The 14,405-nt window shown below is 54.8% G+C and carries 16 protein-coding genes and 1 other annotated feature; of the genes, 11 read left to right on the forward strand and 5 right to left on the reverse strand.

Going from position 1 to position 14,405, the window contains the following annotated elements:
- Nucleotides 1-28: 28 nt before the first annotated feature.
- Complete coding sequence (trpR, locus tag IM282_RS05360) at nt 29-358, forward strand: trp operon repressor (protein WP_003856511.1); 330 nt, start codon at nt 29-31, stop codon at nt 356-358.
- Nucleotides 359-385: 27 nt separating this feature from the next.
- Here trpR and yjjX read toward each other — a convergent pair whose 3' ends face one another.
- Entirely contained in the window at nt 386-901 is a 516-nt protein-coding gene (gene yjjX / locus IM282_RS05365) for an inosine/xanthosine triphosphatase (protein WP_022646994.1), read from the reverse strand.
- 48 nt (nt 902-949) lie between these two features.
- Between yjjX and gpmB the strand changes: the two genes are divergently transcribed.
- On the forward strand, nt 950-1,597 hold the full coding sequence (gene gpmB / locus IM282_RS05370; protein WP_006810187.1) for a 2,3-diphosphoglycerate-dependent phosphoglycerate mutase GpmB: 648 nt from the start codon (nt 950-952) through the stop codon (nt 1,595-1,597).
- Here the strand turns inward: gpmB and robA are convergent.
- Entirely contained in the window at nt 1,594-2,463 is an 870-nt protein-coding gene (robA, locus tag IM282_RS05375; protein ID WP_022646995.1) for an MDR efflux pump AcrAB transcriptional activator RobA, read from the reverse strand. The genes gpmB and robA overlap by 4 nt on opposite strands.
- A gap of 214 nt (nt 2,464-2,677) precedes the next feature.
- Between robA and creA the strand changes: the two genes are divergently transcribed.
- Nucleotides 2,678-3,148: a protein CreA gene (creA, locus tag IM282_RS05380; RefSeq protein ID WP_003856503.1), complete on the forward strand. Its 471-nt coding sequence runs from the start codon at nt 2,678-2,680 to the stop codon at nt 3,146-3,148.
- 48 nt (nt 3,149-3,196) lie between these two features.
- Here creA and arcA read toward each other — a convergent pair whose 3' ends face one another.
- The gene (arcA, locus tag IM282_RS05385) at nt 3,197-3,913 is read right to left on the reverse strand and encodes a two-component system response regulator ArcA (RefSeq protein WP_003856501.1); all 717 of its coding nucleotides are present in this window, start codon (nt 3,911-3,913) and stop codon (nt 3,197-3,199) included.
- A gap of 95 nt (nt 3,914-4,008) precedes the next feature.
- Here arcA and yjjY point away from each other — a divergent pair, with 95 nt between their 5' ends.
- The 7 genes from yjjY to IM282_RS05420 all read left to right on the forward strand — a co-directional run bounded on the left by yjjY (nt 4,009) and on the right by IM282_RS05420 (nt 10,815).
- On the forward strand, nt 4,009-4,149 hold the full coding sequence (gene yjjY / locus IM282_RS05390; RefSeq protein ID WP_001541509.1) for a protein YjjY: 141 nt from the start codon (nt 4,009-4,011) through the stop codon (nt 4,147-4,149).
- A 399-nt stretch (nt 4,150-4,548) separates the two neighbouring features.
- Nucleotides 4,549-5,235 (forward strand): tRNA/rRNA methyltransferase, encoded by a 687-nt coding sequence (locus IM282_RS05395; protein ID WP_192970212.1) that lies wholly within the window; start codon nt 4,549-4,551, stop codon nt 5,233-5,235.
- A gap of 211 nt (nt 5,236-5,446) precedes the next feature.
- Nucleotides 5,447-5,515 (forward strand): thr operon leader peptide, encoded by a 69-nt coding sequence (thrL, locus tag IM282_RS05400; RefSeq protein ID WP_015572623.1) that lies wholly within the window; start codon nt 5,447-5,449, stop codon nt 5,513-5,515.
- Nucleotides 5,454-5,571, forward strand: a sequence feature (Thr leader region). (Overlaps the previous gene by 62 nt.)
- 24 nt (nt 5,572-5,595) lie before the next feature.
- Nucleotides 5,596-8,058, forward strand: coding sequence for a bifunctional aspartate kinase/homoserine dehydrogenase I (gene thrA / locus IM282_RS05405; RefSeq protein WP_192970213.1), 2,463 nt, complete (start codon nt 5,596-5,598; stop codon nt 8,056-8,058).
- Between the two features lies 1 nt (nt 8,059).
- Nucleotides 8,060-8,989 carry a homoserine kinase gene (gene thrB / locus IM282_RS05410; RefSeq protein ID WP_023299286.1) on the forward strand — a complete coding sequence of 310 codons (930 nt, stop codon included), beginning with the start codon at nt 8,060-8,062 and terminating at the stop codon, nt 8,987-8,989.
- A 3-nt stretch (nt 8,990-8,992) separates the two neighbouring features.
- On the forward strand, nt 8,993-10,279 hold the full coding sequence (gene thrC, locus IM282_RS05415) for a threonine synthase (protein WP_003856490.1): 1,287 nt from the start codon (nt 8,993-8,995) through the stop codon (nt 10,277-10,279).
- Nucleotides 10,280-10,527: 248 nt separating this feature from the next.
- Complete coding sequence (locus IM282_RS05420; RefSeq protein WP_022646999.1) at nt 10,528-10,815, forward strand: DUF2502 domain-containing protein; 288 nt, start codon at nt 10,528-10,530, stop codon at nt 10,813-10,815.
- A gap of 31 nt (nt 10,816-10,846) precedes the next feature.
- Here the strand turns inward: IM282_RS05420 and yaaA are convergent, their stop codons facing one another.
- Nucleotides 10,847-11,620, reverse strand: a complete 774-nt coding sequence (gene yaaA, locus IM282_RS05425) for a peroxide stress protein YaaA (protein ID WP_069596227.1) — start codon at nt 11,618-11,620, stop codon at nt 10,847-10,849.
- 66 nt (nt 11,621-11,686) lie between these two features.
- Nucleotides 11,687-13,120, reverse strand: coding sequence for a sodium:alanine symporter family protein (locus IM282_RS05430; RefSeq protein ID WP_023299289.1), 1,434 nt, complete (start codon nt 13,118-13,120; stop codon nt 11,687-11,689).
- A gap of 262 nt (nt 13,121-13,382) precedes the next feature.
- Here IM282_RS05430 and tal point away from each other — a divergent pair, with 262 nt between their 5' ends.
- The gene (gene tal, locus IM282_RS05435) at nt 13,383-14,336 is read left to right on the forward strand and encodes a transaldolase (RefSeq protein WP_003856481.1); all 954 of its coding nucleotides are present in this window, start codon (nt 13,383-13,385) and stop codon (nt 14,334-14,336) included.
- The last annotated feature ends 69 nt before the right edge of the window (nt 14,337-14,405 follow it).

The raw sequence follows: 14,405 nt of genomic DNA on the forward strand, positions 1-14,405 counted from the left end.
CGTTAATGAGTACAAGAGGCAGCATAACATGACCCAGCATTCCCCGTATTCCTCGGCCATGGCCGAACAGCGTCATCAGGAGTGGCTTCGTTTTGTGGAGTTGCTCCGCCAGTCTTACGACAAAGATCTGCATTTACCCTTGCTACAGCTGATGCTGACGCCAGACGAGCGTGAAGCGCTGGGTACACGGGTACGCATTATTGAGGAACTGCTGCGTGGCGAGATGAGCCAGCGCGAGCTGAAAAACGAGCTGGGCGCGGGCATCGCGACGATTACCCGGGGTTCAAATAGCCTGAAGTCGGCGCCGGTTGAACTGCGTCAGTGGCTTGAAGCGGTATTGCTGAAAAACGCCGGATGACGGCTTCGCCTTATCCGGCCTACAAACTTAACGATAAATCGCGTTATGGAACGGACTTAACGCCAGAATAACGGCCTGGTGGTAAACGCTCGAACGGGTGAGCTTGCCCGCGGTAAAGACGCCAATCGCCCCCTCTTTACGACCAATCTCATCAATGCCGGTGTAGTGCGACATTACCGGCCCCAGCGCCTCACCCGCGCGGACTTTCTCCAGTATGACCTCCGGCAGCGGCAGCGTGGCTGAACGCGCTTCGCCGCGCTGCTCGCGGCTTTCGATGACAACCCAGCTGAAGGTCGCCCCTTCGTCGATACCTGCTTCAATCGCGACCCAGAAGTCAGCATCTGGCGCGGCGGCTTTTGCATTCGCCACGCGATTTCGTGCGCCAGCGCGTGTTTCCTCGCTGCCAAACGGCTGTTCCGGCACACCGCTCTCGACGCCGACGGCGTCAATATGGCAGGATCCTTCGCCGAAGATCTCTTCAAATGCCCTTAGAATTGCCTGAATTTTGGCAGGATTGGTGGTAGCAGAGACAACATGGTGCATAATTAAGCTCGATTTAAAAAATTCATCGCAGTATAACGGAAAAAAAGCATGTTACAGGTATACCTTGTTCGCCACGGTGAAACGCAGTGGAACGCCGAGCGACGTATTCAAGGCCAGTCAGACAGTCCTCTCACCGACAAAGGTGTGCAGCAAGCGTGGCAGGTGGCGGAGCGCGCCAGAACGCTGGGTATCACTCACGTCATCTCCAGTGATTTAGGCCGCACGCAGCAGACGGCACGCATCATCGCCGATGCCTGTGGCTGCGACGTGACCCTTGAACCGCGCCTGCGCGAGCTGGATATGGGCGTGCTGGAAAAACGCCCTATCGATACGCTGACGGAAACCGAAGAAGGCTGGCGTCGCACGCTGGTGAACGGCACTGAAGATGGTCGCATCCCTGAGGGGGAATCCATGCAGGAGCTGAGCGTGCGCATGCATGCCGCGCTGGCCGAGTGCCTGAAACTCCCGGCAGGTAGCCGACCGCTGCTGGTGAGCCACGGTATCGCGCTGGGTTGCCTGGTGAGTACCATTCTGGGGCTGCCAGCTTACGCCGAGCGCCGTTTGCGTCTGCGCAACTGTTCCATTTCCCGTATCGACTATCAGGAAAGTGCCTGGCTGGCATCGGGGTGGGTGGTTGAGATGGCAGGGGACATTTCGCATCTTGATGCCCCTGCACTGGATGAGTTGCAGCGTTAACGACGTACCGGAATCAGGAATTCCATCCGCAGATTGATAGGGCCTTCTTCCGGTTTTGCATCTTGCGCCGGATAGTAGCGCTCAATGTCCTGACCTTTACGGCGATTCAGATTCAGCATTGGCATGCAGGTCCCGTAAACGGTCAGGATGAACTCCTGAACGCCCGTTCCTAACCCTTCGTATGAGAACATCACATACTCGCCGCCTTCCAGCACGACAGGCTTCGAGCCATGAATGTAACCGTTCGCCATGTCAGGCGTCAGCGCCGTGGTATAGAACACTTCCTGCTCGTCGTCTTTTTCCTGGCTTGGATACGTTTCGTTCAGGCCATACAGAATCGGCGGGATCGCCGGAGCGTGACTTAAAAATTCGCGCCAGAACTGAACGCGCATCTGATGGCGGAACTCGGAGATCTGCTCCAGGGAACAGGAGTAGCTCTGCGTGGTGCCGACCAGGTGCGTTTCCGGCAGGGTGATGATTTCATATTTTGGCATCGCAAACTCGCCCAGACGCAGCGGCGGACGCATACCAAAGGAGCTCCAGTCCGGCGAGCGGCGATAAAGCGCTGGCGTTAACGAGAACTGTTTTTTAAAGGCGCGAGTGAAGGTTTGCTGTGAATCGAAGCGATATTGCAGGGCAATATCCAGGATTGGTCGCGCGGTCAGGCGCAACGCGACAGCAGACTTTGATAAACGACGTGCGCGAATATAGGCACCGATAGCATGACCGGTGACATCCTTGAACATCCTTTGCAGATGCCACTTGGAATAGCCTGCTTTTGCCGCCACATTATCCAGTGACAAAGGCTGGTCGAGATGACCTTCCAGCCAGGTGAGCAGGTCGCGAATAATTCCAGCCTGATCCATATACTATCCTCATCCTTAAAACTGCCGCAGGTGCCTGTTTACAGGTTAGCGGATAATAGCATTTTTTGACGTTTTAGCATTCAGTGTTTTTTTTGCGCATAAATGCTTTTTGTGGTGATTTAAGTGCGGATATATTCTAATCCTGTGATCTTGCTACATTTTTATCAAACCTGTTGAATAATCGCTCAGCGTAATTTTTATGAATGGTAACAATATGAAATACAAGGTTTTAGTCTTTGCAGCACTGGCGCTGATGGCAGGGCGCGTGGCACAGGCGGAGCAAATTGGCTCCGTGGACACCGTGTTTAAAATGTTTGGGCCGGACCACAAAATTGTGGTGGAGGCCTTTGACGATCCGGACGTTAAAAACGTCACCTGCTATGTCAGCCGGGCGAAGACCGGCGGGATTAAAGGCGGCCTGGGGCTGGCTGAAGACACGTCTGACGCGGCCATCTCCTGCCAGCAGGTTGGTCCGGTGGAATTGAGTGACAAAATTAAAAACGGCAAAGCGCAGGGCGACGTTGTATTCCAGAAACGGACCTCGCTGGTGTTCAAAAAGCTACAGGTGGTCCGTTTTTATGACGCGAAGCGCAACACACTGGCTTATCTGGCTTATTCCGACAAAGTCGTGGAAGGCTCACCGAAAAACGCGATTAGCGCGGTGCCGATTATGCCGTGGCATTGATAAAAAAAACGGCGCAAAAGCGCCGTTTTTTACTGCGTGACGGGAGGATTACTCCTGGAGGTCACCGCAGAAACGATAGCCTTCACCATGGATCGTGGCGATGATTTCCGGCGTATCAGGCGTAGATTCGAAATGTTTACGAATACGACGGATGGTTACGTCAACGGTACGATCGTGTGGCTTCAACTCACGACCGGTCATTTTCTTCAGCAGTTCTGCACGGGACTGGATCTTGCCCGGGTTTTCGCAGAAGTGCAGCATCGCGCGGAATTCACTGCGCGGCAGTTTGTACTGCTCACCGTTCGGGCTAATCAGCGAACGGCTATTGATATCAAGTTCCCAGCCGTTGAATTTGTAGCTGTCGACGCTACGACGCTCTTCACTGACCGTACCCAGATTCATGGTGCGGGACAGCAGGTTGCGTGCACGAATGGTTAACTCGCGAGGGTTGAACGGCTTGGTGATGTAGTCATCCGCGCCGATTTCCAGACCAAGAATTTTATCAACCTCGTTGTCACGGCCTGTCAGGAACATCAACGCGACGTTCGCCTGTTCACGCAGTTCGCGCGCCAGAAGAAGCCCGTTTTTGCCCGGCAGATTGATATCCATAATCACCAGGTTGATATCATTTTCAGAAAGGATCTGATGCATCTCTGCGCCATCGGTCGCTTCAAAGACATCGTAGCCTTCTGCTTCGAAAATGCTCTTTAACGTGTTGCGTGTTACCAACTCGTCTTCAACGATAAGAATGTGCGGGGTCTGCATGTTTGCTACCTAAATTGCCAACTAAATCGAAACAGGAAGTACAAAAGTCCCTGACCTGCCTGATGCATGTCGCAAATTAACATGATCGGCTTAACGTGACTAAAGTACGTAATTGCGTTCTTGATGCACTTTCCATCAACGTCAACAACATCATTAGCTTGGTCGTGGGTACTTTCCCTTTGGACCCGACAGTGTCAAAAACGGCTGTCATCCTAACCATTTTAACAGCAACATAACAGGCTAAGTGACACCGGACACCCAATAAAACTACGCTTCGTTGACATATATCAAGTTCAATTGTAGCACGTTAACAGTTTGATGAAATCATCGTAGCTGAATGCTAGCCTTTGTCACAATTTTTCAATAAACCAACTAGTTGCGGACATTGATTGATAAACGGTACGAATCCAATCGGAAAAGAGTATTCATAAGGTCATTATCATTACAAAACATAAGGATAATGGACTTCTGTTAACATTCTAACTGATTGTTCAGCCACAAAATAGTTTAGCTTTTTTTAATTGTTATGAAACGCTATTTCGGTGATTTGTGTTGCAAAATTGTAAATTCGTGCTGCGTAATATGTTGAAGTGAATCACATTTTTACCTGCTAACTGATTAAAAAGAGAGCATAAATGCATCTGTCGATTGTGCTGGTGGCACCAGCAAGAGCTGAAAATATTGGCGCTGCGGCGCGTGCCATGAAGACCATGGGTTTTACCGATTTGCGTATCGTAGACAGCACGGCGCATCTGGAGCCTGCTGCGCGATGGGTGGCGCACGGTTCGGGTGATATTCTCGATAATATAACCACTTACGCTACGCTCGCTGAGGCGCTGCACGATATTTCGTTTACCGTCGCGACGACCGCGCGCAGCCGGGCGAAGTTTCATTATTACGCCACGCCTGCTGAACTGGTGCCAATGCTGGAAGAAAAAAGCCAGTGGCTGGAGAAAGCCGCGCTGGTGTTTGGGCGAGAAGATTCCGGGCTGACTAACGAAGAACTGGAACTGGCTGACGTGCTGACGGGCGCGCCGATGGTGGCGGATTATCCGTCACTCAATCTGGGGCAGGCGGTGATGGTGTACTGCTATCAATTAGCATACTTAATACAAATTCCTCAGCCGCCAGCGTCAGTAACGGATGAAAACCAGCTGGCGGCGCTGCGTATTCGTGCAGATAAGCTTCTCGAGCAACTGGGCGTCGCTGACGATCAAAAAATGGTGGACTGGTTACAGCAGCGCCTGGGGCGTCTTGAACAGCGCGACACGGCAATGCTGCACCGGTTGCTTCATGATATTGAAAAAAAATTAGCCGAGTAAAATAGTGTCATAGGTTTTTATTATGGCCGATCCTGCTGATGTCTGGGGTTGCATCTGGGGTATTCCGATGAAAATAAATCTGCACGCAGCGGGACGTGAGAATGTCCCGAGTTGTGATCAAATTAAAAATTCATTGACTTAAGGTGTCCGATCCTTTAACCCTAAAAGAATAGAGCACAGACAGATAATAATGACAGAGTACACAACATCCATGAAACGCATCAGCATCACCACCATTACTACAACCATCATCATTACCACAGGTAACGATGCGGGCTGACGCGTACAGGAAAAACAGAAAAAAGCCCGCACCTGAACAGTGCGGGCTTTTTTTTCGGCTAAAGGAAATGAGGTAGAACCATGCGAGTGTTGAAGTTCGGCGGTACATCAGTGGCAAATGCAGAGCGTTTTCTGCGTGTTGCCGATATCCTGGAAAGTAACGCCAGGCAGGGGCAGGTTGCTACCGTGCTCTCTGCCCCGGCAAAAATCACGAACCACCTGGTGGCGATGATTGAAAAAACCATCGGTGGCCAGGATGCACTTCCGAACATCAGCGACGCCGAACGTATCTTCGCTGAACTGCTTCAGGGGCTGGCAGACGCCCAGCCTGGCTTCCCGCTGGCGCAGCTGAAAACCACCGTTGAACTCGAATTTGCCCAGATTAAACACGTTCTTCACGGTATCAGCCTGCTGGGTCAATGCCCGGACAGCATCAACGCGGCGCTAATTTGCCGGGGTGAAAAACTCTCTATCGCCATCATGGCAGGCGTGCTGGAAGCGCGCGGTCATCACGTGACGGTCATCGATCCGGTTGAAAAACTGCTGGCTGTGGGACACTACCTTGAATCCACCGTCGACATTGCCGAGTCGACACGCCGCATTGCGGCGAGCAAAATCTCGTCTGACCACATGATCCTGATGGCAGGCTTCACCGCCGGTAACGAGAAGGGCGAACTGGTGGTGCTGGGGCGTAACGGCTCTGACTACTCCGCTGCCGTGCTGGCGGCCTGTTTACGTGCAGACTGTTGTGAGATCTGGACTGACGTTGATGGTGTATATACCTGTGACCCGCGCCAGGTGCCGGACGCCAGGCTGTTGAAGTCGATGTCGTACCAGGAAGCGATGGAGCTTTCCTACTTCGGCGCCAAAGTGCTTCACCCACGTACCATCTCCCCGATTGCCCAGTTCCAGATCCCTTGCCTGATTAAAAACACCGGTAATCCGCAGGCGCCGGGTACGCTGATTGGCGCCAGCGCTGATGAAGATGACCTGCCGGTAAAAGGCATTTCGAACCTTAATAACATGGCGATGTTCAGCGTCTCTGGCCCGGGTATGAAAGGTATGGTTGGCATGGCGGCACGCGTATTTGCGGCCATGTCCCGTAACGGGATCTCCGTGGTGCTGATCACGCAGTCTTCTTCCGAATACAGCATCAGCTTCTGTGTCCCGCAGGGCGATTGCCTGCGCGCCCGTCGCGCGCTGGAAGAAGAGTTCTACCTGGAGCTGAAAGAAGAGCTGCTGGAGCCGCTCTCTATTCAGGAGCGTCTGGCCGTGATCTCCGTGGTAGGCGACGGCATGCGCACCCTGCGCGGAATCTCCGCCAAATTCTTTGCCGCCCTGGCGCGGGCCAATATCAATATCGTGGCGATTGCCCAGGGCTCATCAGAGCGTTCAATTTCCGTTGTCGTGGATAACGATGACGCCACTACCGGCGTGCGCGTGGTGCATCAGATGCTGTTCAACACCGACCAGGTGATTGAGCTGTTCCTGGTGGGCGTCGGCGGCGTCGGCGGCGCGCTGCTAGAGCAGGTAAAGCGCCAGCAGGAGTGGCTTAAGAAGAAACATATCGATTTGCGCGTCTGCGGAATTGCGAACTCGAAAGCGTTGCTGACTAACGTCCACGGTCTGAACCTGGAAAACTGGCAGGCGGAACTGGAAGAGGCGAAAGAGCCGTTCAACCTGGGTCGTCTGATCCGTCTGGTGAAAGAGTATCACCTGCTTAACCCGGTGATCGTCGACTGTACCTCCAGCCAGGCTGTGGCCGATCAGTACGCGGATTTCCTGCGCGAAGGTTTCCATGTGGTGACGCCGAACAAAAAGGCCAACACCTCGTCGATGGATTACTATCACCAGCTGCGTCTGGCGGCGAGCAAGTCGCGCCGCAAGTTTCTGTATGACACCAACGTGGGCGCAGGCCTGCCGGTCATCGAGAACCTGCAAAACCTGCTGAACGCGGGCGACGAACTACAGCGTTTCTCCGGCATCCTCTCCGGCTCCCTGTCGTTTATCTTCGGCAAGCTGGACGAAGGGATGAGCCTGTCGGAAGCCACCCGCGCCGCGCGCGAGCTGGGCTACACCGAGCCGGATCCGCGCGACGACCTCTCCGGTATGGATGTGGCGCGTAAGCTGCTGATCCTGGTGCGCGAAACCGGCCGCGAGCTGGAGCTTTCGGATATCGTGATTGAGCCGGTGCTGCCAGCAGAATTTGATGACAGCGGCGACGTCAGCGCTTTTATGGCCAGGTTGCCGCAGCTTGACGACGCCTTTGCCGCCCGCGTTGCGAAAGCCCGTGATGAAGGTAAGGTATTGCGCTATGTTGGCAATATTGAAGAAGACGGCGTCTGCCGCGTGAAGATTGCCGAAGTGGATGGCAACGATCCGCTGTACAAGGTGAAAAACGGCGAGAACGCCCTGGCGTTCTACAGCCATTATTATCAGCCACTGCCGCTGGTACTTCGCGGCTATGGCGCAGGGAATGATGTGACGGCGGCGGGCGTGTTTGCCGATCTGCTGCGTACCCTGTCATGGAAGTTAGGAGTTTAAGATGGTTAAAGTATATGCCCCGGCTTCCAGCGCCAATATGAGCGTCGGATTTGACGTGCTGGGCGCGGCGGTTACGCCGGTGGATGGTTCGCTGCTGGGCGATACGGTAACGGTTGAGGCGGCAGAGCGCTTCAGCCTGAATAACGTCGGCCGTTTTGCCAGCAAGCTGCCGCCTGAACCGCGTGAGAATATCGTTTATCAGTGCTGGGAACGCTTCTGTCAGGAGATTGGTAAAAACGTGCCGGTCGCCATGACGCTGGAAAAGAGCATGCCGATTGGTTCGGGACTCGGCTCCAGCGCCTGCTCGGTGGTCGCCGCGCTGGTGGCGATGAATGAGCACTGCGGCAAGCCGCTGAACAACAGCCGCTTGCTGGCGCTGATGGGCGAGCTGGAAGGGCGCATCTCCGGCAGCATTCATTATGATAACGTGGCGCCGTGCTTCCTTGGCGGCATGCAGCTGATGATTGAAGAAAATGGCATCATCAGCCAGCAGGTGCCAGGGTTTGATGAGTGGCTGTGGGTGCTTGCCTATCCGGGCATTAAGGTTTCTACCGCCGAAGCGCGTGCGATCCTGCCGGCGCAGTATCGTCGTCAGGACTGTATCGCCCACGGGCGTCATCTGGCGGGCTTTATTCATGCCTGCTATACCCGACAGCCGCAGCTGGCGGCGAAACTGATGAAAGACGTTATTGCCGAGCCGTATCGCACGAAGCTGCTGCCGGGCTTTAACGAAGCGCGACAGGCATCCATGGATATCGGCGCACAGGCGTGCGGCATCTCCGGCTCCGGCCCAACGCTGTTCGCCTTATGCGACAAGCCAGACACCGCGCAGCGCGTGGCGGACTGGCTCTCTAAACACTACCTGCAAAATCAGGAAGGCTTTGTTCATATTTGCCGTCTGGACACGGCTGGCGCACGAGTACTGGGATAACGAATGAAACTCTACAACCTTAAAGATCATAACGAGCAGGTCAGCTTTGCGCAGGCGGTAACGCAGGGTTTGGGCAAAAATCAGGGGCTGTTCTTCCCCCACGACCTGCCGGAATTTCAACTGACTGAAATCGATGAACTGCTTAAGCAGGACTTTGTCACCCGCAGCACCAAAATTCTGTCTGCGTTTATTGGTGACGAAATCCCGCAGGAGCTGCTCGAAGAGCGCGTGCGCGCGGCGTTTGCTTTCCCGGCCCCGGTGAAGCAGGTGGAGCCTGACGTTGGCTGTCTGGAGCTGTTCCACGGCCCGACGCTGGCGTTCAAAGATTTCGGCGGTCGCTTCATGGCGCAGATGCTGACCCACATCAGCGGCGACAAACCGGTGACCATCCTGACCGCGACCTCAGGTGATACCGGTGCGGCGGTGGCTCATGCGTTCTACGGCCTGAAAAACGTCCGCGTGGTGATCCTCTATCCGAAAGGCAAAATCAGCCCGCTTCAGGAAAAACTGTTCTGCACTCTTGGGGGCAACATTGAAACCGTGGCGATCGACGGCGATTTCGATGCCTGCCAGGCGCTGGTGAAGCAGGCCTTTGATGACGAAGAGCTGAAGGCGGCGCTGGGGCTGAACTCTGCCAACTCCATCAACATCAGCCGTCTGCTGGCGCAGATCTGCTACTACTTCGAAGCGGTGGCCCAGCTGCCGCAGGACGCGCGCAATCAGCTGGTAGTTTCTGTGCCAAGCGGGAACTTCGGCGATCTGACGGCGGGCCTGCTGGCGAAATCACTCGGCCTGCCGGTGAAGCGCTTTATCGCCGCTACCAACGCCAACGACACCGTGCCGCGTTTCCTGAAGGACGGAAAATGGGCGCCGAACGCGACGCAGGCCACGCTCTCCAATGCGATGGATGTGTCACAGCCTAACAACTGGCCGCGTGTGGAAGAGCTGTTCCGCCGTAAGGTCTGGCGTCTGGGCGACCTGGGCTACGCAGCGGTGACGGACGAAACCACGAAAGCCACCATGCGCGAGCTGAAAGCGGTGGGCTATACCTCTGAGCCGCACGCGGCGATTGCCTATCGTGCCTTGCGCGATCAGCTTCAACCGGGTGAGTATGGCCTGTTCCTCGGTACCGCCCATCCGGCCAAGTTCAAAGAGAGCGTGGAAGCGATCCTGGGTGAAACGCTGCCGCTGCCAAAAGAGCTGGCCGAGCGCGCCGACCTGCCGTTGCTGTCCCATGAGCTGCCCGCAGACTTTGCCGCACTGCGTAAGCTGATGATGACCCGAGCGTGAGTTTATTGCCCGGTGGCGGCTACGCCTTACCGGGCCTGGAACATTTCAGAAAGTAGGCCGGGTAAGGCGAAGCCGCCACCCGGCTTTTTTATGGAGAAAATAAGGAGAAAAACAGCAGGAAAAAAGCAGAAATTCCCAATAAATGCGGTCACTTAGGGTTTAGGATTGCAGAGAATAACATCCACCGTTCCCATCACGTACTCTCCTTACATCGGCCCACGTTGGGCAAGAAGAATAAGGAGTCACCTATGTCTACACTGAAACCTGCACTTATCGCGCTTTCACTGATGCTGGTCGCTCCCATGGCGGTGCAGGCAGCTGAGATCACCCTCGTCCCTGCGGTAAAACTGCAAATTGGCGATCGGGATAATAACGGACACTACTGGGATGGCGGCCGCTGGCGCGACCATGACTGGTGGAAAGCGCACTATGACTGGCGCGATAACCACTGGCGTCCGCACGATGAACATCGCGATCGTCACGATCATCACCGTCATGACGATCATCGCCCGGGGCCGGACCGGAAGCACCATTAATACAAACCCCGCCAGCTGGCGGGGTTGTCTTTTATTGCTCGTGACGCTTAAACACCAGCTCGTTTTTTCCTGACGATGCCTCGTCGAAGAAATACCCTTCACTGTTAAAGCCAGTGAGCTGCTCTGGCTTCGTCAGGCGGTTTTGAATGATGAAGCGGCTCATCAGACCGCGCGCTTTTTTGGCGTAGAAGCTGATCACTTTAAATTTGCCGTTTTTCTCGTCGAGGAACACCGGCTTGATAATGTCCGCATCCAGCTTTTTCGGCTTCACCGATTTGAAGTACTCATCGGAGGCCAGGTTGATCACCACGTTGTCCCCCTGGGCTTGCAGCGCCGCGTTAAGCTTATTGGTAATGACATCGCCCCAGAACTGGTACAGATCTTTGCCTTTGGCATTTTCCAGGCGGATACCCATCTCCAGACGATATGGCTGCATCAGATCCAGCGGGCGCAGCACCCCGTACAGGCCGGATAACATGCGCAGATGCTGCTGGGCAAAATCGAAATCGGCTTCGCTAAACGTTTCTGCTTGCAGGCCAGTGTAGACGTCACCTTTGAAGGCCAACAGCGCCTGGCGGGCGTTAGCGGGCGTGAAGTCAGGCTGCCACTCGTGAAAACGGGTGGCGTTCAGGTCGGCGAGTTTATCACTGATGCTCATCAGCGAAGCGATTTGCGGAGCCGAAAGCTTACGCGCCTCGTGGATCAGCTGTTGCGAGTAGTCCAGCAATTCCGGCTGGGTATAACGCTCAGTGGCGAGAGGGCTCTGGTAGTCGAGCGTTTTGGCAGGTGAAATCAGAATCAGCATATCCAGTCCTTGCAGGAAATTTAGAGCGACTTTAACAAAAAATCGCCCTGAATTGATCGATAGCTGTTATTGCCGCGGCAAATCATCCCAGGTGCCAGGAGCAATTTGTGACTCGATTTCGGGATAGCGTGAGGCGTCAAAGACGGGCTGTACGCCGAGCTTGCGCTGACGCAGATAATCGCGCGCGATCAGCGCCACAACCGGTGAAAGAAGCAAAATTGCCGTCAAATTGGTGATGGCCATCAGCGCCATAATGACATCCGCCAGTTGCCAGATCATCGGCATGCTGAGCAGGCAACCGACAAATACCATCGCCAGCACACCCGCGCGAAGGATGTTGCGGGCCAGACGCGAGTCAACTTTCAGGAAAATAAGGTTGTTCTCGGCATAGATATAGTTAACCACAATAGAACTGAAGGCAAAAAGTCCCACGACAAGGGCGACAAGGCCTGCGCCCCAACCGCCGACGAGGGAGACCAGCGCCTGTTGTACCCAGTGAATGCCTGCTGTACTGCCGGATGGATGTTCAACGGCGCCGGACAGCAACATTATCATCGCACTGGCGGAGCAGATAACAATGGTGTCTGTGAAGACGCCAATCATCTGTACAATGCCCTGCGCGGCGGGATGCGGGGGCCAGGATGCGGCCGCTGCGGCGGCATTCGGCGTGGAACCCATTCCCGCCTCGTTGGAGAACATGCCTCGCTGAAAACCCGCAGTGAGAGCCTGGCTAAGGGTGTAACCCAGCGCGCCGGAAGCCGCTTCGCGCCAGCCGAACGCGCTTTGGAAAATGGTGACGATGACGTTCGGCACTTCGTCGATATGTATCGCGCATACCAACAGGCTGGTTGACACCCACAGCAGCGCCATCAGCGGAACCAGCCACTGCATCAGGCGGGCAACCCCTCTCAGCCCGGTCACAATGGTCAGCAGGGTGAGAAGGGCAAGCGCGCTGCCCGTCAGCCACTCCGGACAATTGAAGGCAAAGCGCAGCGCGTGGGCGACGGAATTAGCCTGAACGGTATTGAAAATAAGACCATAGGCCATCAGTAAAAAGATTGAGAACAGGACGCCCATCCAGCGCATTCCCAGTCCGCGAGCCATATACCAGGCGGGGCCGCCGCGAAATTGACCGTTGCCGTCTTTTTCTTTGTAGAGCTGCGCAAGCGAGCATTCAGCAAAGGAGGTGGCCATACCGATAATCGCCGTCACCCACATCCAGAATACCGCGCCCGGACCGCCCGCGCCGATTGCCAGCGCGACACCGGCCAGGTTACCGCTGCCGACGCGCGCGGCCAGGCTGGTACAGAGCGCCTGAAATGAGGTCAGGCCGCCCGGCTGTGGTGTGACGCTGTTTTTCAGACTTCTGCCAAATTTGCGAATATAGCGAAACTGAATCAGTCCGCTGCGCCACGTAAACCAGATACCTGCTCCTGAAAGCAGGTATATCATGATAGAACCCCAGAGGACTTCGTTAATAAAGAAAAAGAAATCAGGCACTAACGTCCCTCTTGTTGATGCCAACGTGAATATGTAAGCGCTACCACTGATTGTGCATGCTGTTACTTAGCAGCCTGTTAATATTCTGAGTTTATCATACTCTGCCTAAGCGCACTGTCTGCGGTTGCGCTGCCTCTCACTCGTGTTATCATCAGGGCAGACCGGTTACATCCCCCTAACAAGTAAACCTGTCATTTTTCCGCTGCTGGCAGGCTGTCGGTAGTGTGAATTATCCAGGGAACGTTAAAAGAGAAACACTATCATGACGGATAAATTGACCTCCCTTCGTCAGTTCACCACTGTCGTCGCTGACACCGGAGATATTGCGGCAATGAAGCTGTACCAGCCGCAGGATGCTACAACCAACCCTTCTCTGATCCTTAACGCCGCGCAGATCCCTGAGTATCGCAAACTGATCGACGAGGCGGTGACCTGGGCAAAAGCACAGAGCAATGACCGCGCGCAGCAGGTTGTAGATGCGACTGACAAACTGGCAGTAAACATCGGTCTGGAAATCCTGAAGCTCGTTCCTGGCCGTATCTCTACTGAAGTTGATGCTCGCCTGTCCTACGACACCGAAGCGTCTATTGCCAAAGCAAAACGCCTGATCAAACTGTACAACGATGCGGGCATCAGCAACGACCGTATCCTGATCAAACTGGCCTCTACCTGGCAGGGCATTCGCGCCGCTGAACAGCTGGAAAAAGAAGGGATCAACTGTAACCTGACTCTGCTGTTCTCCTTCGCACAGGCGCGTGCATGTGCCGAAGCTGGCGTATACCTGATTTCTCCGTTTGTGGGCCGTATTCTGGACTGGTACAAAGCCAACACCGACAAGAAAGAGTATGCGGCGTCTGAAGATCCAGGCGTGATTTCCGTGACGGAAATCTACGAATACTACAAACAGCACGGCTATGAGACCGTTGTTATGGGCGCAAGCTTCCGTAACGTCGGTGAAATCATTGAGCTGGCTGGCTGTGACCGCCTGACCATCGCCCCTGCGCTGCTGAAAGAGCTGGCAGAAAGCGAAGGAGCTATCGAGCGTAAACTGTCCTACACCGGTGAAGTGAAAGCGCGCCCAGAGCGCATCACCGAGTCCGAGTTCCTGTGGCAGCACAACCAGGATCCAATGGCCGTAGATAAACTGGCGGACGGTATCCGTAAGTTTGCTATCGACCAGGAAAAACTGGAAAAAATGATCGGCGACCTGCTGTAATCATTCTGCGTGACCGGGTTCCCGGTCACGCCTCTTTCCCCCGCCTCTGTCTGAATTTTCTCTCTGCGT

The sequence above is a fragment of the Enterobacter cloacae complex sp. P29RS genome (assembly GCF_014893445.1).
Classification (GTDB): domain Bacteria; phylum Pseudomonadota; class Gammaproteobacteria; order Enterobacterales; family Enterobacteriaceae; genus Enterobacter; species Enterobacter intestinihominis.

What these genes read in the sequence shown, in the direction of transcription:
- thrA (WP_192970213.1), top strand. Translation starts at nt 5,596, where the DNA reads ATGCGAGTGTTGAAGTTCGGCGGTACATCAGTGGCAAATGCAGAGCGT.
- thrB (WP_023299286.1), top strand. Translation starts at nt 8,060, where the DNA reads ATGGTTAAAGTATATGCCCCGGCTTCCAGCGCCAATATGAGCGTCGGA.
- IM282_RS05395 (WP_192970212.1), top strand. Translation starts at nt 4,549, where the DNA reads ATGCATCTGTCGATTGTGCTGGTGGCACCAGCAAGAGCTGAAAATATT.
- yaaA (WP_069596227.1), bottom strand. Translation starts at nt 11,620, where the DNA reads ATGCTGATTCTGATTTCACCTGCCAAAACGCTCGACTACCAGAGCCCT.
- trpR (WP_003856511.1), top strand. Translation starts at nt 29, where the DNA reads ATGACCCAGCATTCCCCGTATTCCTCGGCCATGGCCGAACAGCGTCAT.
- arcA (WP_003856501.1), bottom strand. Translation starts at nt 3,913, where the DNA reads ATGCAGACCCCGCACATTCTTATCGTTGAAGACGAGTTGGTAACACGC.
- robA (WP_022646995.1), bottom strand. Translation starts at nt 2,463, where the DNA reads ATGGATCAGGCTGGAATTATTCGCGACCTGCTCACCTGGCTGGAAGGT.
- IM282_RS05420 (WP_022646999.1), top strand. Translation starts at nt 10,528, where the DNA reads ATGTCTACACTGAAACCTGCACTTATCGCGCTTTCACTGATGCTGGTC.
- thrC (WP_003856490.1), top strand. Translation starts at nt 8,993, where the DNA reads ATGAAACTCTACAACCTTAAAGATCATAACGAGCAGGTCAGCTTTGCG.
- yjjX (WP_022646994.1), bottom strand. Translation starts at nt 901, where the DNA reads ATGCACCATGTTGTCTCTGCTACCACCAATCCTGCCAAAATTCAGGCA.
- creA (WP_003856503.1), top strand. Translation starts at nt 2,678, where the DNA reads ATGAAATACAAGGTTTTAGTCTTTGCAGCACTGGCGCTGATGGCAGGG.
- tal (WP_003856481.1), top strand. Translation starts at nt 13,383, where the DNA reads ATGACGGATAAATTGACCTCCCTTCGTCAGTTCACCACTGTCGTCGCT.
- gpmB (WP_006810187.1), top strand. Translation starts at nt 950, where the DNA reads ATGTTACAGGTATACCTTGTTCGCCACGGTGAAACGCAGTGGAACGCC.